Origin of the sequence: Belliella buryatensis, assembly GCF_900188245.1 — a bacterium.
Classification (GTDB): Bacteria; Bacteroidota; Bacteroidia; order Cytophagales; family Cyclobacteriaceae; genus Belliella; species Belliella buryatensis.
The window spans coordinates 137309-162246 of sequence record NZ_FZOK01000012.1 but is presented as its reverse complement, the minus strand read 5'-3'; the positions used below and the strand labels follow the sequence as shown (position 1 = coordinate 162246).

The 24938-nt window shown below is 38.1% G+C and carries 21 protein-coding genes and 6 tRNA genes; 17 read left to right on the top strand and 10 right to left on the bottom strand.

The window, feature by feature from the left end:
* Nucleotides 1–229 precede the first annotated feature (229 nt).
* Nucleotides 230–290 (top strand) — tRNA-Leu (locus tag CHB66_RS17010).
* 167 nt (nt 291–457) lie between these two features.
* A complete protein-coding gene (locus CHB66_RS13255) occupies nt 458–1552 on the top strand; it encodes an acyloxyacyl hydrolase (RefSeq protein ID WP_089241718.1) in 1095 nt (364 codons plus the stop codon).
* Nucleotides 1553–1610: 58 nt separating this feature from the next.
* Here CHB66_RS13255 and CHB66_RS13250 read toward each other — a convergent pair whose 3' ends face one another.
* Complete coding sequence (locus CHB66_RS13250) at nt 1611–3467, bottom strand: TonB-dependent receptor plug domain-containing protein (RefSeq protein WP_089241716.1); 1857 nt, start codon at nt 3465–3467, stop codon at nt 1611–1613.
* A gap of 258 nt (nt 3468–3725) precedes the next feature.
* Between CHB66_RS13250 and CHB66_RS13245 the strand changes: the two genes are divergently transcribed.
* Nucleotides 3726–5684 carry a M1 family metallopeptidase gene (locus CHB66_RS13245; RefSeq protein WP_089241714.1) on the top strand — a complete coding sequence of 653 codons (1959 nt, stop codon included), beginning with the start codon at nt 3726–3728 and terminating at the stop codon, nt 5682–5684.
* 32 nt (nt 5685–5716) lie between these two features.
* Here the strand turns inward: CHB66_RS13245 and CHB66_RS13240 are convergent, their stop codons facing one another.
* Together CHB66_RS13240 and CHB66_RS13235 are read right to left on the bottom strand one after the other, a co-directional pair.
* On the bottom strand, nt 5717–6115 hold the full coding sequence (locus tag CHB66_RS13240; RefSeq protein ID WP_245812734.1) for a VOC family protein: 399 nt from the start codon (nt 6113–6115) through the stop codon (nt 5717–5719).
* A gap of 148 nt (nt 6116–6263) precedes the next feature.
* On the bottom strand, nt 6264–7907 hold the full coding sequence (locus CHB66_RS13235; protein WP_089241710.1) for a S41 family peptidase: 1644 nt from the start codon (nt 7905–7907) through the stop codon (nt 6264–6266).
* 156 nt (nt 7908–8063) lie between these two features.
* Between CHB66_RS13235 and CHB66_RS13230 the strand changes: the two genes are divergently transcribed.
* The 5 genes from CHB66_RS13230 to CHB66_RS13210 all read left to right on the top strand — a co-directional run bounded on the left by CHB66_RS13230 (nt 8064) and on the right by CHB66_RS13210 (nt 13047).
* Nucleotides 8064–8822 carry a hemerythrin domain-containing protein gene (locus CHB66_RS13230; protein ID WP_089241708.1) on the top strand — a complete coding sequence of 253 codons (759 nt, stop codon included), beginning with the start codon at nt 8064–8066 and terminating at the stop codon, nt 8820–8822.
* Entirely contained in the window at nt 8822–9235 is a 414-nt protein-coding gene (gene ruvX / locus CHB66_RS13225) for a Holliday junction resolvase RuvX (protein ID WP_089241706.1), read from the top strand. The genes CHB66_RS13230 and ruvX overlap by 1 nt, the downstream gene beginning before the upstream one ends.
* The gene (gene def / locus CHB66_RS13220; protein ID WP_089241704.1) at nt 9232–9786 is read left to right on the top strand and encodes a peptide deformylase; all 555 of its coding nucleotides are present in this window, start codon (nt 9232–9234) and stop codon (nt 9784–9786) included. The genes ruvX and def overlap by 4 nt, the downstream gene beginning before the upstream one ends.
* A gap of 51 nt (nt 9787–9837) precedes the next feature.
* Nucleotides 9838–10638 (top strand): amidohydrolase, encoded by an 801-nt coding sequence (locus tag CHB66_RS13215; RefSeq protein WP_089241743.1) that lies wholly within the window; start codon nt 9838–9840, stop codon nt 10636–10638.
* A gap of 180 nt (nt 10639–10818) precedes the next feature.
* The gene (locus CHB66_RS13210; protein ID WP_089241702.1) at nt 10819–13047 is read left to right on the top strand and encodes an NADP-dependent isocitrate dehydrogenase; all 2229 of its coding nucleotides are present in this window, start codon (nt 10819–10821) and stop codon (nt 13045–13047) included.
* 89 nt (nt 13048–13136) lie between these two features.
* On the opposite strand, the gene CHB66_RS13205 is transcribed toward CHB66_RS13210, so the two are convergent.
* Nucleotides 13137–14024 (bottom strand): S1 family peptidase, encoded by an 888-nt coding sequence (locus CHB66_RS13205; RefSeq protein ID WP_089241700.1) that lies wholly within the window; start codon nt 14022–14024, stop codon nt 13137–13139.
* Nucleotides 14025–14345: 321 nt separating this feature from the next.
* Here CHB66_RS13205 and gap point away from each other — a divergent pair, with 321 nt between their 5' ends.
* The 3 genes from gap to CHB66_RS13190 all read left to right on the top strand — a co-directional run bounded on the left by gap (nt 14346) and on the right by CHB66_RS13190 (nt 16877).
* The gene (gene gap / locus CHB66_RS13200; protein ID WP_089241698.1) at nt 14346–15350 is read left to right on the top strand and encodes a type I glyceraldehyde-3-phosphate dehydrogenase; all 1005 of its coding nucleotides are present in this window, start codon (nt 14346–14348) and stop codon (nt 15348–15350) included.
* A gap of 192 nt (nt 15351–15542) precedes the next feature.
* Entirely contained in the window at nt 15543–16196 is a 654-nt protein-coding gene (locus CHB66_RS13195) for a hypothetical protein (RefSeq protein ID WP_089241696.1), read from the top strand.
* A gap of 51 nt (nt 16197–16247) precedes the next feature.
* Entirely contained in the window at nt 16248–16877 is a 630-nt protein-coding gene (locus CHB66_RS13190; protein WP_245812733.1) for a peptidase, read from the top strand.
* A gap of 3 nt (nt 16878–16880) precedes the next feature.
* On the opposite strand, the gene CHB66_RS13185 is transcribed toward CHB66_RS13190, so the two are convergent.
* A complete protein-coding gene (locus CHB66_RS13185; RefSeq protein ID WP_245812732.1) occupies nt 16881–17498 on the bottom strand; it encodes a tetratricopeptide repeat protein in 618 nt (205 codons plus the stop codon).
* 225 nt (nt 17499–17723) lie between these two features.
* Here CHB66_RS13185 and CHB66_RS13180 point away from each other — a divergent pair.
* The 6 genes from CHB66_RS13180 (at nt 17724) to CHB66_RS13155 (ending at nt 19251) form a co-directional block, all read left to right on the top strand.
* Nucleotides 17724–17796 (top strand) — tRNA-Lys (locus tag CHB66_RS13180).
* A gap of 63 nt (nt 17797–17859) precedes the next feature.
* A tRNA-Pro gene (locus CHB66_RS13175) sits at nt 17860–17933 on the top strand.
* Between the two features lie 47 nt (nt 17934–17980).
* Nucleotides 17981–18054, top strand: a tRNA-Arg gene (locus CHB66_RS13170).
* Between the two features lie 103 nt (nt 18055–18157).
* Nucleotides 18158–18230 (top strand) — tRNA-Lys (locus CHB66_RS13165).
* Nucleotides 18231–18349: 119 nt separating this feature from the next.
* Nucleotides 18350–18423: transfer RNA gene (locus CHB66_RS13160), tRNA-Arg, on the top strand.
* Between the two features lie 174 nt (nt 18424–18597).
* The gene (locus CHB66_RS13155) at nt 18598–19251 is read left to right on the top strand and encodes an MCP four helix bundle domain-containing protein (RefSeq protein ID WP_089241692.1); all 654 of its coding nucleotides are present in this window, start codon (nt 18598–18600) and stop codon (nt 19249–19251) included.
* 54 nt (nt 19252–19305) lie between these two features.
* Here CHB66_RS13155 and CHB66_RS13150 read toward each other — a convergent pair whose 3' ends face one another.
* The 5 genes from CHB66_RS13150 to CHB66_RS13130 form a co-directional block, all read right to left on the bottom strand.
* A complete protein-coding gene (locus CHB66_RS13150) occupies nt 19306–20208 on the bottom strand; it encodes a sugar phosphate isomerase/epimerase family protein (RefSeq protein WP_089241690.1) in 903 nt (300 codons plus the stop codon).
* Nucleotides 20209–20270: 62 nt separating this feature from the next.
* Nucleotides 20271–20828: a gluconate 2-dehydrogenase subunit 3 family protein gene (locus CHB66_RS13145; RefSeq protein WP_089241688.1), complete on the bottom strand. Its 558-nt coding sequence runs from the start codon at nt 20826–20828 to the stop codon at nt 20271–20273.
* Between the two features lie 17 nt (nt 20829–20845).
* Nucleotides 20846–22522, bottom strand: a complete 1677-nt coding sequence (locus CHB66_RS13140; protein ID WP_089241686.1) for a GMC oxidoreductase — start codon at nt 22520–22522, stop codon at nt 20846–20848.
* A 29-nt stretch (nt 22523–22551) separates the two neighbouring features.
* On the bottom strand, nt 22552–23427 hold the full coding sequence (locus tag CHB66_RS13135; RefSeq protein ID WP_089241739.1) for a hydroxypyruvate isomerase family protein: 876 nt from the start codon (nt 23425–23427) through the stop codon (nt 22552–22554).
* Between the two features lie 13 nt (nt 23428–23440).
* Nucleotides 23441–24676: a nucleoside permease gene (locus CHB66_RS13130; RefSeq protein WP_089241684.1), complete on the bottom strand. Its 1236-nt coding sequence runs from the start codon at nt 24674–24676 to the stop codon at nt 23441–23443.
* Between the last annotated feature and the right edge of the window lie 262 nt (nt 24677–24938).

Here is a 24938-nt window from a genome sequence, read left to right as displayed (position 1 = left end):
GTTTAGAGGCGTTTCAAATGTAGAGTTCTTCCTATTTAGACTAGCTAATATCTATGGCTAAATTTTGAACCTCCCCAGATTTTAAGACTGATCCGGTTTCACTGGGAGTACTGCAGACTGGGAGCTTACTTATTTTGAAGAGTTTGACACTAAGGAAGAAGCCTATTTTAGGGAGAGACAAGTTAAGTCATGGAAAAGTAGAAAACGAATAGAGACTCTCTTGTCTGAGGGTTCAACTGGTTCAGAGCATTCCGATTAAAATCGGAAGGGTCGGGGGTTCGAATCCCTCAACTCCCACAGAAAGCCTCAAAGAAGAGGCTTTTTTTCATTTATGTCATGCTATTTTTAAGGAAATTGATTTTTAAGGATTTACTCAATTACCCCATCAACAATCTTTGTGAATCTCCGTAATAATTGCAAGGTTTGATTATCTTAGTTTTGTGGAAGAAGAGTTCGTATGATGTATAAGTGGCAATTTTGCTTGATTGTAATATTGGTTTTATGGTTTTTGAGTGGGAGGTTGTTTTCCCAAAGCTACCTCCAATTTCAAGCTTCTCAAGGCTATACTGTCGCTCACAATTCTGATGTAAGAGAGGTGCAAGGGTATCCATTTCTTTTTAAACTTGATTATGCATCTCGGCTCAAGGGAAAGGAATATCACGATCATTTGAAGCATCCTCTTGCGGGTATGAGCCTCACTTATATCAATCATGATAATCGCGATACAGGGCGTTCCTATTCTATCAGTGGGTTTTTGCAACCAACTCTTGGTAGATGGGGGAGTAATGAGCTTTCTACTAGAATTTCACTGGGTTTAGCATATGTTACCAATCCGTTTGATCCAGTCAATAATCAACTCCAAAAGGCTATTGGATCAAATGTCAATTATCTGGGAGAAGCTCAGTTAATCTATACTTTTGATCTCAGTGATAAATTTGATCTTAACTTTCAAACAGGAATTACCCATATCAGCAATGCTGCGCGCAAGCTTCCTAATTCAGGTTTGAATATACTTTTTTTGGGTCTAGGGTTAAGCTATCAGCTTTCAGAGGAAAGTGCAGAGATCTATAAGAAATTCAATCATAAGAATCTTCCATATGAATTAGGAAGGTTTACACATACTTTCATGTTGCGCTCGGGAGTAAAAAGTATCAGGGCACTAGATTTTGCGGTATTTCCTGCTTATGGCGCTAACTATACGACAGCTTTAAGATATTCTACAATTGGCTCTTGGACTGCAGGATTAGATTTGGACTATAACAGAGGATATGTGAGAGAAAATATGGCCGTAAATGAATCTTCTGGCGAAGAAAGAGATTTTGTAAGGTGGAGAACAGGCATTGCGTTTGGTCATGAGTTTCACATGAATAAGCTTAGCTTTTTGACACAGTTTGCTACTTACCTGAAGCGACCAAGAGCTGATCATAACTTATTCTATCAACGATACGGCTTAAAATATCACCTAACGAAAAATTGGTTGGCGGCAGCTACTTTGAGAGCACATGGTGGAAGAGCCGATTATATGGAGTGGACTTTGGGGTATTCTTTTTGAGAGGATTAGGCTGATAATGATCAAGGCCCGAGAATTCTTATGCTCGGGCCTTGATTAATTATTTGAAAAGGTTGAGGTTGATTCCAGCCCTGAACCACCTGCCAGGCATTTGGACAAATCCAGCTTCTATGTAATTTGCATTGGTGACATTAGAAGCTTCTGCAAATAGGCCAAATGTTTTGAGTCTGTTATAATCAAGTCTGATATCCAATAAGAAATATGGATCCAAGGCCATTCTTTCTATGTATCTAGCTTTGATGTTTGTTTCGAAGTTTGTGAAAAATTCAGCTTGTAACCCACCGATCACTTGATGTCTCAGCGCCGTTAAAGTATTTCTTGATTCTACACCTAGGATTTGCTGCAAATTGGCATCAATAAAATTGTAGCTAAATGATGCTTCTCTGATTTTAAAGTTTTTGCCTCCAAGATTTAGGGTGTATTGAATACCTGTCTCTATCCCTTGGAAAGTGACTTCAGAGATATTACTTGGTGTCCATCTGTTTGGATTGGGGCTAACATCGCTTGGAGCCCTGCTCCAGTCTATCAGGTTTTTGGTGTATCTGTTGAAGTACACCAATTCAAATCGCACACCTTTGTTGAAGTATTTGTAGCCTATTTCAAAGCTTTGCGCTTCTTCAGGAAGTAGGTTGGGGTTGGACACATTGCTCGGATCTTCGTAATAGAGGTCATTGAATGAAGGGATTCTGTAGCTTGCTCCATAATTAGTATAAAACCTAGAACGATCGGTAAGTTGGTATCCTAATTCCGCACCTGGGAAATGTCTCCAGTCGTATTCATCATAGTAGTTGGAATATACCCCTGCTCTGAAGTCAAAATCAGACCAAAACTCAATCCTATGCTCGGCGAAAACGCCAAGAAAAGCCCTCTCTCTATCCCCTAGATTAGTGCTGCTGATCTTTTCACTTCTTCCTTCTACTCCAAAACCACTCGTTCCGAATTTGCTCTGATATCTTCCATTTACCTCCAAGGCTAGGACATCTGAGACGTGGTTGTTGGTGAAAAATTCAGGTTCATTTCTTCTCAACCTGAACTCGTCAGTATTTTGTCTCCAATAAGCCCTTGTTTGTACATAAATGTCATTGTGATCATAAGTATGACTTATGGATGTAAGGAATGTCTGAATGCTTTCCCATTGATCAGGAAACCTATCGGTATAAAAGCCATTAGCACCAAAGGTTCTATCAGTGTACCCAGCCATCGCTCTGATTTCATTTTTCTCATTGAGATCCATTCCCGCTTCATAAAATACATTGGTGACTTTATAGTCAGAATTGTACCAATGACCATTTGAGGCGTCATGAGAGATGGATAGCGTTTGCTTGTATTTACCAAAAGGTAAATCTACTGGTAGTGAAGAGACCATGCTGATGCCTTTCATACCAAAATCTCCAGCATAAGATTGAAGATTTAGACTCCTCTCTTCTGGCAGCATGGTGACGATATTCACAGCGCCAGCATAAGCATTTTGCCCAAAAATCCTTGAGCCTGGGCCTTTCATGACTTCGACCCTTTGGATAGCCTGCAGCGGTACAGGGATATTCATGATGTGATGTCCTGTCTGCGGATCAGTTAGCTTGATACCATTGATCAACATAAGGGTCTGCTCAAAACCACCACCTCTGATGCCAATGTCACCTTGAACACCTGTCACACCACGCTGCCTGACATCTACACCTGGAGTAAATGAAAGTACTTCTTGAAGACTTCGGGCAGGGGTAGTTTCTATATCTTTTCTACTGATGATTGAGATATTCCTTGAAACTTTGTTGAAAGGAATCTCAATTCTATTCTCTTTGATAATCACTTCGCCGAGATCAACGGTCACGCTGTCTTGATTTGCAATCACTTGTAAGGAACCAAGTAATAAAACGGGTAGTAGTAATCTTTTTTTCATGTGTTTGATTTTGGTCCCTCAATCGTCTTAGAAGTATGTGAATTTGCAAGTCCACTTCTTTATTGACTTGATGGACACTTTATGTTTCGTACGGTTGGTTTAAAATAAGGAGCAAAATAGATTCTAAAATCTCAGTGATGCAAATAATCTAAGGGATTTGTCACTTTAACAAACGAAAACCAACAGAATATTTGGTTAGTTTTTTCTTAGGTTTTGATTCATTATTTTAGCCAAATAAATCAATATAATCCACAAAATATGAAAATAAGTATTAGGGGGCTATTATATGCCTTTTTAACTTTTGGTAGTATCTGGACATCAGATGCGCAAGTAGTGAAGGATAACAAGGACGGGGCTTTTACTGAATTTGGCTATCGTCAAGGCTCTGCTTATAGAACAGCTTCAGGAAAGCCTGGACCGAGCTATTGGCAAAACAAATCTGACTACAGTATCAATGTAGAACTTGATGAAGAGAATCACTTAATCAAAGGAAGTCTAACACTTACCTACACTAACAATAGCCCAGAATCTTTGGATTTTATATGGCTGTACCTAGAGCAAAATAGATTTACTGAAGATTCAAGAGGTACTTTGACCACTCCAGTACAAGGGAATAGATATAGTGGAGATACAGATGGTGGATACAAAGTCTCAAACGTAAAAGCTCAGTTAACAGGAAAAAACAGACCGACGAGCAATGATTATTTGATCAATGACACGCGCATGCAAGTGGTTTTTGCAGAGCCATTGCCAGCGAATGGGGGAGTAGCTACAGTATCCATGGATTTTGAGTATAAAATCCCTGTCAAAGGGATGGATAGAATGGGTAGATTGGATGTGAAGGATGGAACCATCTATGCACTTGCTCAGTGGTATCCTAGGGTAGCAGTGTTTGATGATGTGACGGGTTGGAATACAGATCCATATTTGGGAGCAGGTGAGTTTTATTTGGGTTATGGAGACTTTGATTATAAAGTGACTGTTCCATTTGACCATATCGTGGTAGCTTCTGGAGAATTGCAAAACCCAAATCAGGTTCTTCCTAGAGAATTGCAAAATAGAATGAAAAAAGCGTCTGAAAGTGACGACAGAGTTTATATTATCGAGCCTGCTGAGGTAGGAGATGTTGCTAAGACTAGACCTAAGCAAGAAGGAAAGCTCACTTGGCATTTCAAAATGAATAACACTAGGGATATAGCTTTTGCTTCTTCCAAAGCATTTATTTGGGATGCGGCTAGAATCAACCTTCCAAGCGGTAAAAAAGCAATGGCTCAGTCTGTCTACCCTAAAGAAAGCGATGGTCAAGAAGCGTGGGGTAGATCTACGGAGTATTCAAAAGCATCTGTGGAGCATTACTCTGAAATGTGGTACGAGTATCCATATCCTGTAGCAGTGAATGTAGCAGCAGATATAGGAGGAATGGAGTATCCGGGGTTGAATTTCTGTAGTTACAGATCCAAAGGTGAATCTCTTTGGGGAGTCACAGATCATGAATTTGGGCATAACTGGTTCCCAATGATAGTAGGTACAAATGAGAGGAGACATGCTTGGATGGATGAAGGATTCAATACCTTTATCAACTATTACAGCTATTTGGCTTTCAATGATGGTGAATATACCAACGACCTGATTCAAACTAGAAAATATGTGGGTTGGTTGACAAATGAAAATAGAGAGCCAATCGCGACACACCCAGACCGCACACAGTCTAATAACCTCGGTATGGTGGCGTATATGAAACCAGCCTTAGGATTGATGATGTTGAGAGAATATGTGCTAGGTCATGATAGATTTGATAGAGCTTTCAAATCTTACATTAAAACATGGGCTTACAAGCACCCTCAGCCTACTGACTTTTTTAATCACATGGAAAATGTAGCAGGCGAAAATTTAGATTGGTTTTGGAAAGGTTGGTTCTACAGCAATGCTAATATTGACCTTGCTATAGAAGGGGTTTATCCATATGGAGCAAATTATGTCGTAGTATTCTCCAATAAAGGGGATATGCCAATGCCAGTGAATTTCGAAATCACTTATGAAGATGGGACTAATGAAAGACGTGAACTTCCGGTTGAGATCTGGTTCAAAGGGAATACATGGCAGCATCTGATGAAAGTAGATAAGAAAGTAGTCAAGGTAGAAATAGACCCTGATAAAATCATCACAGATGTCAACTCGGGAAATGACGCTTGGCCGTCTACCTTGTACCAAGATTAATCAATTGAAAAAGGAGGCAATTGCCTCCTTTTTTAATATTCGTCATTGAACTCTATCCAATACCCATCTGGGTCTCTGAGATATATCTGCTTGATACCATCTGGCCTAGTGGTGATTTTATTTTTCTCCCCAGGCCAATCTTCAAATTCTACCTGATGTTGTCGAAGGTTTGTAATGAAATCATCCATGTTTGGAACGCTGTAGCAAAGATGATTAATTTTATTGATGGTCACTGGCTCCCACTCGGCTTCAATTAGATGTAACTGTACTTGATTGCCGATATCAAACCAGGCATGCAGCCCATCTTTGAATGGCTCGTTTATTTCCTTGAAATTTAGAACATCTCGGTAAAATTCTGAGCTTCTTTTTAGCTCCTTTACATATACAGCGATATGTGTGATTTTAGCTTGTGCTTTTATAGATTCACTCATTAGCAATAGGAGGGTTAATAGAAATAGGGTTGACGCAATTTTTTTCATTTTGGGTTTGAACTAGGCTTATTTCTTATTTCAATGCTAATTTAAGGATATAAATCAAAAAAAGGGGAGTCGATTTCCGACTCCCTTTTTTTTGATTGACCTATTCTTGTTCACTCACTTTTCCAGCAAAAGCCAACTTTTCGGCTTCATCAAATAATTTGATGGCTTGTAGATAGATTTCATTGATATCATTGATGACTTTGTAGTAGGCATTATCATCAAATAAGTTTCTACCCATATTAGCCTTTACCAATACTTTGAGATATTCTTTTGATTTTTTGTAATCTTTTTCGTCAAACTTGACTTTGTTCTTTTCTCCTACCTTGATCAATTCCTGAAGCATAGCGTCTGAAACTTGATACTTGGAATAATAATCCTCAAATGACATGCCTTCAAATTTCTTCTTATTCTTATCGAGATAATCTAGTACAAATTCCCTTGCAGAATCAGAATTGAAAAGTCTATTGACATAGGCAGATGACATGGTAGTATCGAGCGGTACGAAGAAATCTGGCATAATGCCTCCTCCGCCATACACAGCTCTTCCAGATACTGTCTCGTATCTCAAGCTGTCATTGAATTTGACACTGTCAGCGGAGAAAAATTCACCATGCTCAAATCTTTTGATCCAATCTAAACTGTAATCCTCTTCTTCCCCATAAGGCTTCTGAATAGATCGGCCTGATGGTGTATAATATCTAGCTATGGTTAATCTCAATTCTGCGCCGTCTGATAAGTCTATCGGCATCTGTACCAAGCCTTTCCCGAATGACCTTCTACCCACGATCAAGCCTCGATCATTGTCTTGGATGGCTCCCGCTACGATTTCTGATGCAGATGCGCTTCCTTCATTGATCAGTACTACTACAGAGCCATCCTCAAAAATACCCTGTCTTACTGCATAGGCTTTCTGATTGAATCTGCTTGTTTTACCTTCTTGAGAGACAATCACTGCATTGCTGCCAAGTATCTCATCTGCCATATTGATCGCAGCACCCATGTAACCGCCAGGGTTACTTTGTAAGTCTAGGACAAGCTTTTTCATCCCTTGTTCTCGTAACTCAGCTACTGATTTCTTAAATTCTTCATAAGTGGTCGCTGCGAATCTAGTTACTTTGATATAGCCAATTTCATCATTGATCATGTATGAAGCGTTTACAGAGTATTGAGGAATTTTATCTCTCACGATGTCAAAAGAAAGTAAATCTTTCTGAGACTTTCTCTTGACTTCTACATTTACTGTGCTTCCACTTGGCCCTCTCAGCAAGTCAAAGACATCTCTGTTGGTAATTCCAGTTCCTGCGACTGTTTTACCATTTACACTGATGATTTGATCTCCTGATTGAATGCCGAGTTTTTCCGAGGGGCCTCCTGTCAGTGGAGCTACTACATAAATAGTATCTCTGATGATGCCGAATTCTACTCCAATCCCATCAAAATTACCATCCAGCTGAGATCTTGCCAGTGCTGCGTCTTTTGCAGGAATATAACTGGAGTGTGGATCAAGCTTTTCAAGCATTTTTTCAATGCCAAACTCTACTAATTCATTGGTGTTGACACTGTCTACATAGTCTCGATTGATGTATGTAATGATCTCCTGCAGCTTGTAGATAGCAGCTTTGAGGTCATTTCTGTCACTTTTAGGTTCTGCAAAAGTAGCTCCTACCCAAATACCAGCTGAAATAGCAAGGGCTATTATAATGGGAAGTCTTACTTGTGCTTTGGTGTTTTTAATTTCGCTCACGATATCCTCAGGTTATTGATTATGCTTACTTTTTGGAAATTCTTCAAATATACTATTAAACAGTATTTGTTTCCATAACGTTTTGATAAACGTAACAATTTCAATTTAGATAAAGAATTCGGGCATTTTCATTCAAAATGCCTTACTTTTGTTTTTATGTTGGATCCAAAAAAAATGCAGAATAAACCAATCAGAGATCTCGTCTCTGATAATTATGTTTTTGCAGCTGTCTTACATTATTTTGGAATCAATTTTTATCAATATGAAGAAAGCTCTTTACAAGAAGTGTGCGACAAATTCAAGGTTAATCCAAATCATTTGATAGAAGAACTTGAAGCATGGGCCTTGGTGAAGGAGCCTAGTAGAGAAGAGCTTTACTTGCATCCAATAGAGGTTTTAGTAGCTTATTTGAAAAAGAAGCATTATTATTTTGTAAGACAAGAATTACCCTTTTTATCCAATATGGTTGATGGAATCAAAGTAGCGGGTGAGTATTCAGGTATTTTGGCAGATCTCAAAATCATGTTTCCTTTATTCGTAGAAGATTTTATTCATCATATTCATGAAGAAGAAAGTAGGGTTTTCAATAGGATCAAACTACTTCATGATATCGAATCAGGTCAATTTGCCACTTTTGACGCTTTGAAAATATTAGAATCTAGTCCAATTGCCTCGATGGCTCATGCCCACGAAGATCATGACGATGAAATGGTGGGGATCAGAAAGTTGACAAATGGATATTTTTTGCCAGAAGAGTCACCTTTGAGTATGAAGATTTTGTACAATGAGCTGCAGAATTTTGAAAAAGAGCTGTTTATCCATGCGACTATTGAAGATGAATTACTTTTCCCAAAGGCTGTTCAATTGGAAAAAGAAGTGCTTAGAAAGGTTAAAAAACAAATTCACAGCAACTAATGGGAAGGGTTATAGCCATTGACTTGGGAACTAAAAGGACGGGACTGGCAGTTACAGATGTGTTGAAAATCACCGCAAACCCCCTAGAAACAATCGAAACAAGTAAACTTGTAGATTATCTCACCCAATACTTCCAAAAAGAAGATGTAGAGACGATAGTCCTAGGTTATCCAAAGTCACTTGACGGAACTGATAATCAAATGACTCCAAGAGTAATCAGTCTTAAGAGTAGATTGTCCAAATTATTTCCAGAGAAAAAATTGGTTTTGGTGGATGAACGTTACACTTCTAAGATGGCCATGCAGAGTATGATTGCCATGGGGAGCAAAAAGAAAGATAGAAAAGAAAAGGCTGGCAATTTAGATAAAATCAGTGCCGCGATTATATTACAGACATACCTAGAGCAATTATGATATATCCGATTGTAGCATACGGAAATCCTATTTTGAAAAAAGAAGCTGAAGAAATCCATGAAGGGGAAGAAATTTCTAACCTAATTCAGGATATGTTTAGCACAATGGATCATGCAAATGGTGTGGGATTGGCCGCACCTCAAATCAATCAAGGCGTTAGATTATTTGTTATTGATAGCACCTTGATGCTAGATGAGGATGATACAGAGAAGGGTATTCGTAGAGCATTTATCAATCCGATAATTTTAGATGAATATGGAGATAACTACGGCTTTGAAGAAGGGTGTCTCAGCATTCCAGATGTTAGAGCAGAGATCATCAGGCCTGAGAAGCTTACCATCGAATACTATGATGAAAACTGGAATTTGAAAGAAGAGGAATTTTCAGGAATGACAGCACGTGTGATTCAGCATGAATATGATCATTTGGAAGGGATTCTTTTTGTAGACTATCTCAAAGGCTTGAAAAAAAGACTTCTACAAAGCAAGTTGATTGAGGTGAGCAAGGGAAGGGTACCTACAGATTACCGAATGATCTATCCATTAAAATAAAATTTTAAGCCAACATGAACTGTTGGCTTTTTCATTCGAGATATGAATACAATGAAAGATTCAAATATTCTTAAACTAGCATTGGTTCAAACTGCCTTATATTGGAAAGATAAGGTGGCAAATTTAGCCATGCTGGAAGAAAAAATCTGGGATCTGGATCAGGATGTAGATTTGATTGTGTTGCCAGAAATGTTTTCTACAGGATTTACAATGGCTGCAGCAGAGATGGCTGAGCCAATGAATCATACTGTTTGCAAGTGGATGAAGCAAATCGCTGCACAGAAAAAAATGATTCTAACTGGAAGTGTGATCATACAAGAAGGTAGGAAATATTATAATCGTATGCTTTGGGTGGAGCCATCTGGCAAAATACAATGGTATGATAAAAGGCATCTATTCAGAATGGCTGATGAAGATGCGCACTTTGATATGGGTGAAAAAAGAGTTGTTTTCGAATTGAATAATTGGAAAATCTTGCCTCAGGTATGTTATGATCTCAGGTTTCCGGTTTGGTCTAGAAATCGAGTCATTGATAGTCAAATGGAATATGACCTGTGTATATATGTGGCAAGTTGGCCCGCTCCTAGGATCTCCGCGTGGGATATTTTGCTACGAGCACGGGCTGTTGAAAACCTTTGTTATAGTGTAGGGGTCAATAGAATAGGTCAGGATGGTAATGGGATTCCATTTTCAGGTCATACAAGTGCTTATGACTTCAAGGGTAATCAGTTGATTTTCAGTGAAAATCAAGAAGAAATTCTTGTTGTGGAATTAAATAAACTGGAATTAAGTTCTTTTAAACAGAAGTTCCCAGCATGGAAGGATGCCGATGATTTTCAAATTATTGCATAAAAATATCCTCAGTAGGACGAGTGTAGCCCAATGCCTTTTTACTTATTTGGTTCGTCCTTTGAAACTGGGATATTTTATTTAATTTAGCCCGAATTTTGAGCAATTGACCGATTTTCTAAATTTGAGAACGATAAGATTGCTTTTTTATAATAAAACCTATTTGATAATAAATATAAAAAGATGACCACTAAAACAGCTAAGATTCTCTACACGTTGACAGATGAAGCACCTGCATTGGCTACTTATTCATTATTGCCTATCGTTAAGGCTTTTACTGATTCTGCTGGAGTAGCCGTAGAGACCAGAGATATATCGCTTTCAGGTAGAATTATTTCTCAATTTCCCGATTTTTTAAAACCTGATCAGCAAGTAAATGACGCGTTAGCAGAATTAGGGGAGATTGCTAAAACTCCAGAGGCTAACATAGTCAAATTGCCAAATATCAGTGCATCTATTCCCCAGCTTAAAGCTGCGATTAAGGAATTGCAAGCGCAAGGTTATGCTTTACCTAATTATCCTGACGATCCAAAAACAGATCAAGAGAAAGATATCAAAGCAAGGTATGATAGAGTCAAAGGAAGTGCTGTGAACCCAGTTTTGAGAGAGGGAAATTCAGATAGAAGAGCGCCTTTAGCTGTTAAGAATTATGCAAAAAAGAATCCACATAGCATGGGTGCATGGTCTGCTGAATCTAAATCTCACGTGGCTAGTATGAGCCAAGGGGATTTCTATGGAAGTGAAAAATCAGTAACTGTAGCCAATGCCACTAGCATCGATATTGAGTTTGTAAGTGCTACGGGGGAAGTAAAGCCACTTAAGAAAGCTTTATCCTTGAAAGCTGGAGAGGTGATAGATGCTTCTGTTATGAGTATAAATGAACTAGTAGTATTTCTTCAGTCCCAAAAAGAAGCTGCCAAAAAAGAAGGAGTCTTATTCTCACTTCATATGAAAGCTACAATGATGAAGGTGTCTGATCCAATTATTTTTGGCCATGCAGTCAAGGTGTTTTTTGCTCCCGTATTTGAGAAGCATGCGGGAGTCATTAAAGAGCTTGGTGTTGATGTAAATAATGGATTTGGAGATTTAATTTCTAAAATCAGTACATTACCGACAGATCGAAAATCAGCTATAGAGGCAGATATTGAAGCTTGTTTTGTCGATGGGCCAGATTTGGCAATGGTTAATTCTGATAAGGGAATCACTAACCTTCATGTGCCATCAGATGTAATCATCGATGCCTCTATGCCAGCAATGATCAGAACTTCTGGTCAGATGTGGAATAAATCTGGCAAGCAGCAAGATACCAAAGCAGTCATACCTGATAGATCTTATGCAGGCGTTTACCAAGAGACCATTGAATTTTGTAAGCAACATGGGGCATTTGATCCAGCAACAATGGGTTCTGTTCCTAATGTAGGCTTGATGGCGCAAAAAGCTGAAGAATATGGCTCGCATGATAAAACTTTTGAATTAGAAGCTGATGGTGTTGTGAGAGTAGTGTCAGGTGATCAGGTGCTGATCAGCCACGATGTGAAGCAAGGAGATATCTGGAGGATGTGCCAGACTAAGGATGCTCCGATCCAGGATTGGGTAAAGTTAGCAGTCAATAGGGCAAAAGCTACGGGTGTTCCAGCGGTATTTTGGCTAGATGAGAAACGAGCACATGATAGAGAGTTGATTAAGAAAGTCAATACTTATCTCGAAGATCATGATACCAAAGGACTCGAAATTCACATCATGTCACCTGTAGAAGCTACTAGATTCTCCTTAGAAAGAATAAAATCTGGGAAAGATACGATTTCTGTAACTGGGAATGTGCTTAGAGACTACCTGACAGATTTATTTCCAATCTTAGAGTTGGGCACAAGCGCCAAGATGCTTTCTATTGTGCCTTTGATGAATGGGGGTGGTTTATTTGAAACTGGAGCTGGAGGTTCTGCTCCAAAACATGTCGAACAACTTGTGGAAGAAAATCATCTGAGATGGGATTCATTAGGAGAGTTCTTGGCACTTGCAGTTTCCCTTGAACATTTATCAGTTACTTTTTCCAATGATAAAGCAAAAGTGTTAGCAGAAACCTTGGATCAGGCTACAGGTAAGTTTCTAGAAGAAGATAAGTCTCCTTCTAGAAAAGTAAAGGAATTGGACAATAGAGGAAGTCATTTTTACTTAGCGATGTATTGGGCAGAAGCTTTGGCCGCACAAGATAAAGATGCAGAGCTTAAATCTAAATTTGGGTCTATTGCTAAAGAAATGAGGGATAAGGAAACTCAAATTATGACTGAACTCAATGATGCACAAGGAGTAAAAGTTGATATCGGCGGATATTACAAGCCTAATGAAGATAAAACCTCTTCCGTGATGAGGCCTTCAAGTACTCTGAATGCAATTTTAGCCAAAATAGCTTAACTTAACCTAAGTCTACGATAGAAGGGCTGTCTTAATTTGGACAGCCTTTTTTATTCATTAAAATTAGATGACTATATCAAGTCACTTTTTTATACTTCAGTGAATTTCACCTGATGTTTTTTAAGGAATTCCTTGATGATATCTACATGTATACACTCGCCTAGGTGGATAAAAGAGTAGTCATTAATTTTTTTGGATTTGCCTTTGCTAAAGATTTCTTTATTTTCAATATCAAAACCTAAATGAAGGTGTTTGGTACGGCTTTGCATGCCATACACTACACCGTTTTTATCAAATAGCGGCCCGCCACTTTGTCCCCTCAAGCCAGGCGTACTCATTTCTATTCCAAATTTCACACCTTTTGCATCTCCGATAAATCTCGTCACCATGCCTTCTAGAGGGAATCTAGGAGAAACCTTTGTTCCTTCATTGGTCCATTCTATATCATCATTAATTGGATTGTACCTGAAGTTGTTGAACTCAGGAAAAGGAAATCCAAGTCTACAAAGGAATTTTCCTTGATTAATTTCAGAGCTGTCCTTAGGAAATATCGCATGATCATGATACAGGGTTTTATTAAAATCATTGAATTTCAAAATCGCAAGATCATAGTCCGGATGTAGGTGCCAAGAAAAGCCAGAAATGCTGTCAATACAATCCACAAAAGTAGTTCGCATTTGAATCATATTGCCTTCCTGAAGGTGGTGCTTCGCTTCCAGGTTTTTTAGTGTTTGCTTATATTTCCCATCTTTTGGAACTCTAGAAAGTGATTCTTTAAAAGCATTGAAATTTTTACCGACCTGCATTCCTTGCGAGATCCATTGAATTACGTGTTTGCAAGTGATGGCATACCCCTCTTCATTGACAAAAAATAGGGTAGCGGCACCTGGGATTATTTTATTTGTCTTGTAATTTCTAGAGATAGAGTGAATGGCTCTGGTATACTTAGATGCTTCTGCTATGGCTTTTACAAACATTGATTTTTGTTTTTGATATGATTAATGTAAGATAGAGTTTTGAATTTTGTTTTTCTAAATCTTAAAACAAAAAGCAGGTAATTTTTGGAAATGATTCATGAAAATTAGGCATGAACAAGAAAATATTATTTTTCGGAATCGATTGTAAAGTCAACTTTTCCAAAATGACTCTTTGGAGGATGATGGATAATTTGGGTAGGAGAGATATTATTGGTAATTTTAACACACTTAAATATCTATGATTTAGGGGAGAAACTATTTTAAAATTTTGATTCAAATCATTTTGTAATCAAACCTATAAACAATAAAAAAATAATAACTATGAGCAAAATTAAAGTTGGAATCAACGGATTTGGAAGAATCGGTAGATTGGTTTTCAGAGCTGCACAGCAAAGAGATGATGTACAAGTTGTGGCAATCAATGATTTGATTGATGTAGATTATATGGCTTACATGCTAAAGTATGATTCTACTCATGGCAAGTTTGACGGTACGGTAGAAGTGAAAAACGGTAAGCTAGTAGTCAATGGCAATGAAATCAGAGTGACCGCCGAAAAAAGTCCTGCAAATCTCAAGTGGGGCGAAGTTGGCGCTGATTATGTAGTGGAATCTACTGGTATATTTTTAACTAAAGAAACTGCTCAAGGTCATATCGACGCTGGTGCTAAGAAAGTCATCATGTCAGCTCCTTCCAAAGATGATACACCAATGTTTGTAATGGGTGTTAATGAAGGTTCTTACACTTCAGATATGGTTTTTGTTTCAAATGCATCTTGTACTACCAACTGTCTTGCTCCAATCGCGAAAGTTTTGAATGATAACTGGGGAATCGAGGAAGGTTTGATGACGACTGTTCATGCTACTACAGCAACACAGAAGACTGTAGACGGCCCTTCAGCCAAGGATTGGAGAGGTGGTAGAGGAGCATCTCAAAACATCATCCCATCTTCCACGGGTGCGGCTAAAGCTGTTGGAAAGGTAATTCCAGAATTGAACGGTAAATTGACAGGTATGGCATTTAGAGTACCTACTCCAAACGTATCTGTTGTAGATTTGACTGTGAGACTGAAAAAAGGTGCATCTTACGAGGAAATCTGCGCTAAGATGAAAGAAGCATCTGAAACTACCATGAAAGGAATCTTAGGATATACGGAAGATGCAGTCGTATCTACCGATTTCAATGGAGATAGTAGAACTTCGATCTTTGACAAAGATGCTGGTATTCAGTTGAGCGACACCTTCGTGAAGGTTGTTTCTTGGTATGATAACGAATGGGGCTATTCGAATAAAGTAGTTGACCTTTTGGCTTATATCGCGAGCAAGTAATGCGAATTAGTGTTTTTCAGAATTGCAATTAAAGGCAATTAGGAGAATATGTAAGTCCCTAGAAGTTTGATCTAATACAATTTAAGTTGTGAATGGTTTGAAACTTCTGGGGATTTTCCTTATAAATACTGTATTTTTTTTGGAATCGTATAACATTTTCACTATAATAAGACTTTACAGAAAAAACTCTATATGACAGTCTTGTTTCTAACCTTTCTTTTATTTCTATCATCCATTGAAAGCTTGCCTTCTGATTCTATTGAGCGGGATAAGCAAGAGAAATTTGAAGTGGATAACAAAACCATTCCTTGGGAAATCAAAGATGCGGTCGTGGAAGCGTTAGCCTACTTCCCTGAACTAGCTGGAGTAAGGATTGATTTTGAATTCAAGGATAGAATTAATGGAGCTGTCATGCAGGCGCAGCCAAGGGTTTTGACGCTTTTGGTTACAGGCAAGGAGAATAGAGAATATAGGATCAAGATTACCCGAGAATTAGACTTAGGAGATGAGGTCTTAGCCATAGAAAATGTACCACATGATGCTTTAGTGGGATGGATAGGACATGAGCTGGGTCATATCATGGATTATAAGGATAGGAGCACGGTCAATATGATGCATTTTGGGATGAGGTATATGATTTCAAATAAAAGGCTAACAGAGGCTGAAATAGCCGCTGATACCTATGCCATCTCTTGTGGTATGGGGCACCAGATTCTTACAGTCAAAAATTATATTTTGAACCAAGAAGGGTTTGATGATAAATACAGAAATAAAATTAGAGACTTATATATGTCTCCTGCACAAATATTGAGTTTACAAGAAGAACTTGAAGAGGAAGAGGGTTGATGTATTCAGAATGAGATATAACTTTTCGCAGTCAAAAACTGTTGAAAAGGTATGATGACCGAGACAATCCCGATTTTTCCCCTTAAGCTAGTTGCTTTTCCTGGAGAGCAGCTTAATCTCCATATTTTTGAACCTAGGTATAGGCAGCTAGTCGCTGATATTGATCAAAGAGACGGTAGGTTTGGAATTTCTGTTTACATGGATAGGCTCATGCCATTAGGAGCTGAAGTTCAGCTCAAAGAGATATCAAAAGTCTATGATGATGGAAGGATGGATATCAAAACTATCGTAAATAGGGTATATGAAATGATTCGGTTTGAAAACCCATATCTAGATAGACTTTATGCGGGAGGTGAAGTGATACTATTTGAAAATGATTTCCAAGTTTCAAATTCAGCCCACGCTGAGTTTATTTTTTATCTCAAGGAGTTTTTCAGATTAGTTGACTATCAAGTAGAACTTTTGCCAGAAGTAGTGAATACATTTTCTTTTGCTCATAAGATAGGACTAACATTAGAAGAAGAATATGAACTTCTAAAACTTCGTAGAGAGTCTGATAGGACGATTTATTTGATTAAGCACCTTCTCAAGGTAATCCCTGTATTGCGAGAGGTGGAGAAAGCCAAAGAAAAAATTAAATTGAATGGTCATTTTAAAAACCTCGATCCTTTAGAATTCTAGGTTTTATAGTTTTGTGATACTTTCTTTTTTGATAAATGCATTCTTGTTACCCCACTTAACTTCATACCAAATATCTTTTGAAGACTTGATAATAACCCTATGACCTGGATCTACATTTTGGATCATTTTGCCCCCAGCTGTTGGTTTATTCATCACGATAGTTGGACTACCCGTCACTATTCCAGTTGAGGATTCTTGGAGAAAGTTATTGGACATAAAAGCAAGAAGGATAAAGAACAGTGCAGGTAAGTAATATTTAGGTTGAGTTGCTTTTTCCTTGAAAATCAACAAAAGAATAATACTTATCAAAACCATCAAGCTAAATATAGCTGTGATTTCTTGCTGTAGATCTGAGGCAAATTTAAAGAACCTGTCCCAATCGGATAATTCGTAGCCTATCAAGTTGGATTGGTCAGTCAGCGTTTTGATTTTAGTGATTACTCTAGGGTTTGGGTTGATGTCATAATACTTAGCTAAATAGAAACTAGCCTTGGCATAATCTCCTCTTCCTTCCGCAACAAAGGCCATTTTCAATAGCATAGCAGGAGAGTAAGAATCTTCTTCTAGAAGCAAGGATTCATAGATTCCCATCGCTTCTTGATAGTTTTTGGAAATAAACAAAGAATCTGCTTTTTTGAGGCTACTTGTATTGGCTTGACAATTAAAGCTTTGTAAAATAACCGATAAAAATATTATAAATTTTGTCAGAAAGATTGCCTTTGAGTTTTGCATTTTAAAATAGTCCGCTTAAATTTGCAGTCCAATTACGGCAATGATTTAAGAAAAAACAAATCAAAAAGCGTAAAAATCTAAGTTGTAAAGCTGCTTAGAAAATTAAATAAACATGATTCCGTAGCTCAGCTGGTAGAGCAATACACTTTTAATGTATGGGTCCTGGGTTCGAGCCCCAGCGGGATCACAGCAAGATTCATAGTCCTTATGAATCTTCCGTCAACACGTAAGGAGTTGAAAATTTAATGTTCGGGGTGTAGCGTAGCCCGGTATCGCGCCACATTTGGGATGTGGAGGTCGTAGGTTCGAATCCTGCCACCCCGACACTTTCCTTTTAGGAATTTAATTGAAGTACTTAGTATAAGTATCCAGGTCCTGTAGCTCAACTGGATAGAGCAACTGCCTTCTAAGCAGTAGGTTTCAGGTTCGAGTCCTGACAGGATCACTTTAAAGAGTCTATATGACAATGGAGCATTTTAGAAAAAGTGCTCCATTTGATTTGAATGGATATAATGATTTCTGGTAAAAGACCAGAAGATTAAGAATATGATTCCGTAGCTCAGCTGGTAGAGCAATACACTTTTAATGTATGGGTCCTGGGTTCGAGCCCCAGCGGGATCACAATAGACCTCCTTTTGGAGGTTTTCCTTTTTATTAGACTTGTAGCTCAACTGGATAGAGCATCCCTACTCAATCGGGAATGTATCAGTTTCGAGTTAGAGAATATAAAATAGAATTAAGGTCTTGTAGCTCAACTGGATAGAGCAACTGCCTTCTAAGCAGTAGGTTTCAGGTTCGAGTCCTGACAGGATCACAGAGCCTCCAGCAATGGAGGTTTTTTTTATTTTTATAAATTTATGAAAGATAATAATTCTTCAATCACTACTTAATTTTGGTTTTAAACTTTTCTTTTACTTTATTTCAGTTGTGATAATTTTTAGCAAATTTTCGCATCATTAAACAGTTATAACCCCAAATTGAAGAAACTATGAAAACCCCAAAATCTTTGAATAATAAACTCAAAGCAGCTATTGTTTTGACCTTTCTATTGTTGGTGATTTTTGGAAAAAATATATTGGATAGGAAAAATTTCAATGAACTTGAGGCATCATTCATATCAGTTTATGAGGATAGACTAGTTGTTGAGAGTTATATTTTCTCTATTTCAGAAAATCTATTTCGAATAAAGCTATTGGTTAATCATTGTTGGGAAGAAAGTGATTACTCTCATGTATTGGAGGAGATTGAAGATTATGAAGACCAAATCTTAAAAACAGTGGAGACTTTTGAGACCACTAATCTAACAGATGCGGAGGAAGAGTTTTTGGGAGATTTCAAAGGTATTATTATGAATAATTTAAGGATCAGTGATTATGAATCTTTGTATTCAGATGAATTTGGGATCAATACAGCTCAAGTGCATATTTATAATGAACATATAGAGCGTGCGATTACTGATTTGGAGAAATTATCTCTAATCCAAATAGAAGAGGGGCGGAGACTAGCAGATAATTCAGAAAAAGTAGTCAATAGATCAAGAATATGGGCACAATTTGAAATAGCAGCTTTAGCTATGCTTTTACTAATTATCTATCTATTGATATATACTTCTAGGAATATCAAATCTGAACTTATAGACTGATTGTTAATCCAAAGAATAAGCAACAAAGCCCCTTTTTTTGGGGCTTTGTTTCATTTAAAGGCTAAGATTTTTCATGTAATTAGCGTTTTTTTCGGCAGCTTCCATTGGAGTGGTTCCTTCAAAGCGTTCTTGCTCCACTACAAAGTAGTTCATTCCATTGTCTTTGCCTTTTCCTAGAATTGCAGGAAAATCTAAAACTCCAGTGCCTAATATAGTAGAACCTTGAGGCTCTGAAACTTCAACATTGGCATCTTTATCCTTTACATGACCAATTGGGAATCTATTAGGGTACTTTTCCAACCACTTAATGGGATCATGTCCTGCTGTATAAACCCAATAAAGATCCAATTCAAAATCTACTAGGTTTGGATCAGTATTCTCTATCAAGTATTCTTGAGGTATTTGACCTTCTAGTTCTTCGAAAGTATAACCATGATTATGATAGGCAAACCGAATACCGTTTTGTTTACAAATTTCTCCATGTTGATTGAAATCGTCGGCTAAACGTTTGAAATCATCCATTGACTTTTGAGGTCCTACATATGGGTTGATGAGGTATTTCATGCCGATTTCTCCAGCTTCTGCTGCCTGCTTTTCTAAGTTTTCAAATGTATTGGTATGGGAAGCAAAAAAGTCTAACCCAAGATTATCCATCATGTTTTTAAATTCTGTGTTCTTCATTCCCCAAAAAATCCCTCTACCGCCGTTGAAGCCTTCAATCTGTGAATAGCCAAAAGAAGCTACTTTCTTTATGGTCTCTTTTGGGTCTTCAGACATACTTTCTTTCACAGACCATAGTTGTAGACCGAAGGCTCCTAAACTCCCTTTCAGGGGTCCTATTGCGGCTTCCTGTGAGCTGTTGTCACGTTCTTTTTTGGGGCTACAAAACTGTAATGGTAAAATGGCTCCCATACTCATGGCAGCTGTGAGTTGAATGAATTTTCTTCTATCTTTCATAGGTGAGAGGTTTTTAAAGCTCAAGAGAGACTTATTAAAGTCTCCCTTGATGTTAGATTATATTATAAAGCAAACAAGCGATCACCTTTTTGGTAATCCATACAACCATCATATCTTCCTGGTGCCTCAACGAATCTCAGCTGCTGAGTCGCACCGATTTCTGAAGTAAAGTATCCTAAGACGGTAAGGTCTTTGAGCATTCCGATTACTTTTGGTTCTCGATCTTCACTTTGATTGGATTTCTGGTTCATTTCATTCAAGAAATCAGTACGCTCCTCGATGGTTGCTTTCATAAAATCCTTACCATAAGCAGTTTTGAAGTCTTTTTTGAGGCTATTCAGTCCTGAAATGAAAATAGATTGCTGGTCTCCATTGTAAGTGTCTTTGACCATCATAACCATAAACTCCCCAATGCCCGCGGCTTTTGCACCTGGTGTATCTGTGGTGGGGATGATGGCTTCTCCTATTTCATCTAGGAAGGCGATCTGCTCTGGAGTAAATTCTAGACCTAAGATCTGATCTTCAGGACTACACCCTGTGAGTATTACGTTGGCACCAACCATAGCTCCACCCATCATCAAGGCAAAGCTTTTAATTGCGTCTCTTCTATTCATTGCCATAATTTTTTCTTTTAAAATTAGAGATTGCCTTTTTTGAGTTCATCTACTGCAAACGCTGCAGCTCTTGCAGTTAAGGCCATATAAGTCAAAGATGGATTTTGTGCTGCTGCGGAAGTCATACAAGCTCCGTCTGTTACAAATACGTTTTTAGCATCCCATACTTGGTTATTTCCATTTAGGACTGATGTTTTTGGGTCACGTCCCATTCTTGCAGTGCCCATTTCATGGATACCTTGGCCAAAAGTATAACCGGAGTCAAAGGTTTTGACATTCTTCAAGCCTGCAGATTCGAGCATTTCTGCGGCATCATTCATCATGTCAACCCGCATTTTTTTCTCATTCTCCTTGATTTCTGCATCCATTTCTAATGCTGGAAGGCCCCATTTGTCAACGACAGTCTTGCTGAGTGAAATTTTGTTTTCATGGTATGGAAGAATCTCGCCAAAACCAGTGATTCCCATACTCCATGGACCTGGTTCGCTTAATGCTTCTTTAAGAGATGCTCCGAAGTTGATTTCTGCAACATTTCTACTCCATCCTGATCTAGAAGCACTACCTTGATAGCCAAAGCCTCTCAGATAGTCTCTTTTGTCATCACCGATGTTTCTGAATCTTGGAACATAGATGCCATTTGGTCTTCTGCCAAAATAATATTTGTCTTCGTAGCCTTCCATAGTTCCGTTGGCACCAACTCTAAAGTGGTGATCCATAATGTTGTGACCTAACTCTCCAGAGCTTGATCCTAATCCTTCTGGCCAAATATCAGTAGCAGACCGCATCAATATTGCTGCAGAGGCTATAGCTGAAGCACACAAGAATACAATTTTGGATTTGAATTCAATTACTTCATTAGTCTCTGCGTCAATTACTTCTACTCCGGTTGCCTTTTGTGTGTCCTTATCGTAAAGCAGCTTACTTACAATTGAGTAAGGTCTTAGGGTTAAGTTGCCAGTTTTCATAGCGGCAGGGAGTGTTGAGGACTGTGAACTAAAGTAGCCTCCAAATGGGCAGCCTAGCCAGCATTTATTTCGGTACTGGCAATTAGTTCGACCCGGTAGCGGCTCAGTAATATTGGCTACTCTTCCTATAGTCATATGTCTTGCATTGCCATATTTTGCCTTGATTCTGGCTGCTACATCTTTTTCTACACAATTCAGATCCATTGGTTTTTGAAACTCACCATCCGGAAGATGTGGTATGCCATCTTTAGATCCTGATATTCCGGCAAATTTCTCTACATAGCTATACCAAGGTGCAAGGTCCTTGTATCTGATTGGCCAGTCTACTGCAATTCCCTCCTTAAGATTAGCATCAAAGTCTAAGTCTGCTAACCTATAGCTCTGTCTTCCCCACATCAATGATCTCCCTCCTACAACATTGCCTCTGAACCATGTGAAAGGTTTTTTTTCTACATAAGGAGAATCAGCTTCATGAGCCCACCAATCTAGGTTTTGTTCATTAAGGACGTAGTCTCTTTTGAGGTTTGGGTGGTTCTCTATCATTTCGATAGTTCTTCTTCCCCTATGGGGGATTTCCCATGGAGCTTGTGTCGCTGTCTTGTAATCTTTTATGTGTTCTACATTTTGACCTCTTTCGAGTAGAAGGACTTTAAGTCCCTTTTCTGTAAGTTCTTTCGCAGCCCAGCCGCCACTGATTCCAGAGCCAACTACGATTGCATCATATTGATTTGCCATGATAATTATTTTGAGCTTATTAATTTTCTTTAAACGTCGCAGATTCTAATTGCCTCTTCCAATGATGCCAATTTATCTTCCTTTTTTGGGATAAATTCTTGACAGACATAACCTTGAAATCCTGTTTCTACAATTGCACGTATTATAGCTGGGTAGTAAATCTCTTGCGTGTGATCAATTTCATTTCTACCTGGATTACCAGCTGTGTGATAATGGGCGATGTATTGATGGTTATTTCTAATCGTACGGATCAAATCACCCTCGTCGATCTGCATGTGGTAAATGTCATAGAGTAGCTTAAAGTTATCACTTCCAAGCCTTTTACACAACTCAACTCCCCATGATGTCTTGTCACACATGTAGTCTGGGTGATTGACTCTACTGTTGAGTAGTTCCATGACTAAGGTGACATTGTGTTGTTCTGCCAATCCTATTATTTTTTTTAAACCTTCAACTGAGTTTTGAAGACCCGTTTCATCATCCATACCATCTCTGTTTCCACTGAAGCAGATTAAGTTTTTATAACCTGCTTTGGCCACAAGAGGAATGACTTCTGTGTAATTTTTAACAAGCTGATCGTGATAAGTTTTATTATTAAACCCATGGACAAGATTGATTTCTGCACCATTACACATGGAGCAGTCTACTCCATTTTCTTGAAGAATATGCCAATTTTTAGGGCCAACGAGATCTATTGCGTTGAATCCGATTTTCTTGATTGCTTTACAAAGTTCGTCAAGAGATAAGTGAGGCATGGTCCATGCACAGACGGCATGATTTACATTCCCTTTGAGTTGAGTTTGAGGCATAGCTTTTGCGTTCAGATGTATGAGTGGTGCGGCTCCCGCAGCCAATGTACCCATCATCATTTTTTTCAGGCTATTTCGCCGATTGATTGATTTCATACAATTATATAGGTTAAGATAGGTTTGTTGATTTTTTTGATTCATCCTTGAAAAAGATCAAGAAGAATACGACAACTATAGCAGCGATACCTGCAGGAATCATCCAGATAGATTCCCAATTATGTGATCCATCAGTTGCTAAATACATATCGGAAACCTTCCCAGCAACAAAGAATCCGATTAGCATTCCTATTCCATAAGTTGCTAATGTGATCAGTCCTTGAGCAGCTGATTTGAATTTATCTCCTGCCTTGGAGTCTGTATAAATTTGTCCTGAGACAAAGAAAAAGTCATAACAAATGCCATGTAGAGCAATCCCAATGATCAATAAGAAAAGCCCACTATCAGCATTACCTAATGCAAACAAAATGTATCTCAAAACCCAAGCGATCATTCCCAAAAGCAAGGTTTTTTTGAAACCAAATCTCTTGAAGAAAATCGGTAATAATAGCAAGAACAAGGCTTCTGAAATTTGACCGATAGTCATTTTTCCTGTTGGGTTAGTCACGCCTATCTCCGTCAAGAATGGATTGGCATTTTGATAATAGAAAGCCAATGGAATACAAATCAAGATAGAAGAGATGAAGAATACTGCAAAATTCCTTTCTTTTAGTAGCCGAAGTGCATCTAATCCAAGAATTTCGGAAACTTTCAGCTTTTGTGATCTATCTGCTTTGGGAGGTGTAGCTGGAAGTGTAAATGAAAATAAACCTAAAATTACTGCCGCTATGCCAGCCATTAGGAATGTATTTTTAAGAAATCCATTAGCAATATTTTCAGCAGTATCCCAAGTAAATGCATAGCTGATGGCCAAGCCTGCAACGATCCAGCCTATGGTACCCCAAACACGAATACTTGAAAAGTCTTTTTCAGGATCATTCATTTGATTGAAAGAAACTGAGTTGACCAATGCAAGCGTAGGCATATATAAGATCATGTATAGCAATAACATTGGATAAAATGCTGTGAAATCTGTGGACTGATAAAGTAAAAACATCAATCCACCCCCCACCAGGTGAAGCAGTCCTAGGATTTTTTCTGCATTGAAATATCTATCAGCAATCAGCCCTATGATAAATGGGGCTATGATGGCACCAAAAGATTGTGTAGAAAATGCGGTGGCAATTTGTGTACCTGTAGCATTGAGATTGGCACCAAGAAAAGTGCCTAGAGTTACGAACCATGATCCCCAAATAAAAAACTCAAGGAACATCATGAAAGAGAGGCGAAAACGAATTCCTGTACTCATTAATTTAGAATGGTTAATAGGTTTACAGTAGCTTTATTTTAATCGTATAGAATGGCAAACTATTAATTTTAAGTTTAAAATTTAGGCTTTTTCTGTTAATTTTAATTTTTACTAATCCGAATAGTCATATAAGTCATTGGAATGGTAAGTATCAAAAATAATTGAAAAAATGGATTTTCAATTTATTTGGCAATAGATAGATAAAGTCAATTAAAAAGTTCTTTTCGGTTCAAATATTCAAAATATTAAGTCGAAATCGGTT

Excerpts from the sequence above, each read along its gene's own strand:
- CHB66_RS13255 (WP_089241718.1), top strand. The coding sequence starts at position 458 with ATGATGTATAAGTGGCAATTTTGCTTGATTGTAATATTGGTTTTATGG.
- CHB66_RS13250 (WP_089241716.1), bottom strand. The coding sequence starts at position 3,467 with ATGAAAAAAAGATTACTACTACCCGTTTTATTACTTGGTTCCTTACAA.
- CHB66_RS13245 (WP_089241714.1), top strand. The coding sequence starts at position 3,726 with ATGAAAATAAGTATTAGGGGGCTATTATATGCCTTTTTAACTTTTGGT.
- CHB66_RS13240 (WP_245812734.1), bottom strand. The coding sequence starts at position 6,115 with ATGAGTGAATCTATAAAAGCACAAGCTAAAATCACACATATCGCTGTA.
- CHB66_RS13230 (WP_089241708.1), top strand. The coding sequence starts at position 8,064 with ATGTTGGATCCAAAAAAAATGCAGAATAAACCAATCAGAGATCTCGTC.
- ruvX (WP_089241706.1), top strand. The coding sequence starts at position 8,822 with ATGGGAAGGGTTATAGCCATTGACTTGGGAACTAAAAGGACGGGACTG.
- def (WP_089241704.1), top strand. The coding sequence starts at position 9,232 with ATGATATATCCGATTGTAGCATACGGAAATCCTATTTTGAAAAAAGAA.
- CHB66_RS13215 (WP_089241743.1), top strand. The coding sequence starts at position 9,838 with ATGAAAGATTCAAATATTCTTAAACTAGCATTGGTTCAAACTGCCTTA.
- CHB66_RS13210 (WP_089241702.1), top strand. The coding sequence starts at position 10,819 with ATGACCACTAAAACAGCTAAGATTCTCTACACGTTGACAGATGAAGCA.
- CHB66_RS13205 (WP_089241700.1), bottom strand. The coding sequence starts at position 14,024 with ATGTTTGTAAAAGCCATAGCAGAAGCATCTAAGTATACCAGAGCCATT.
- gap (WP_089241698.1), top strand. The coding sequence starts at position 14,346 with ATGAGCAAAATTAAAGTTGGAATCAACGGATTTGGAAGAATCGGTAGA.
- CHB66_RS13195 (WP_089241696.1), top strand. The coding sequence starts at position 15,543 with ATGACAGTCTTGTTTCTAACCTTTCTTTTATTTCTATCATCCATTGAA.
- CHB66_RS13190 (WP_245812733.1), top strand. The coding sequence starts at position 16,248 with ATGATGACCGAGACAATCCCGATTTTTCCCCTTAAGCTAGTTGCTTTT.
- CHB66_RS13155 (WP_089241692.1), top strand. The coding sequence starts at position 18,598 with ATGAAAACCCCAAAATCTTTGAATAATAAACTCAAAGCAGCTATTGTT.
- CHB66_RS13150 (WP_089241690.1), bottom strand. The coding sequence starts at position 20,208 with ATGAAAGATAGAAGAAAATTCATTCAACTCACAGCTGCCATGAGTATG.
- CHB66_RS13145 (WP_089241688.1), bottom strand. The coding sequence starts at position 20,828 with ATGGCAATGAATAGAAGAGACGCAATTAAAAGCTTTGCCTTGATGATG.
- CHB66_RS13140 (WP_089241686.1), bottom strand. The coding sequence starts at position 22,522 with ATGGCAAATCAATATGATGCAATCGTAGTTGGCTCTGGAATCAGTGGC.
- CHB66_RS13135 (WP_089241739.1), bottom strand. The coding sequence starts at position 23,427 with ATGAAATCAATCAATCGGCGAAATAGCCTGAAAAAAATGATGATGGGT.
- CHB66_RS13130 (WP_089241684.1), bottom strand. The coding sequence starts at position 24,676 with ATGAGTACAGGAATTCGTTTTCGCCTCTCTTTCATGATGTTCCTTGAG.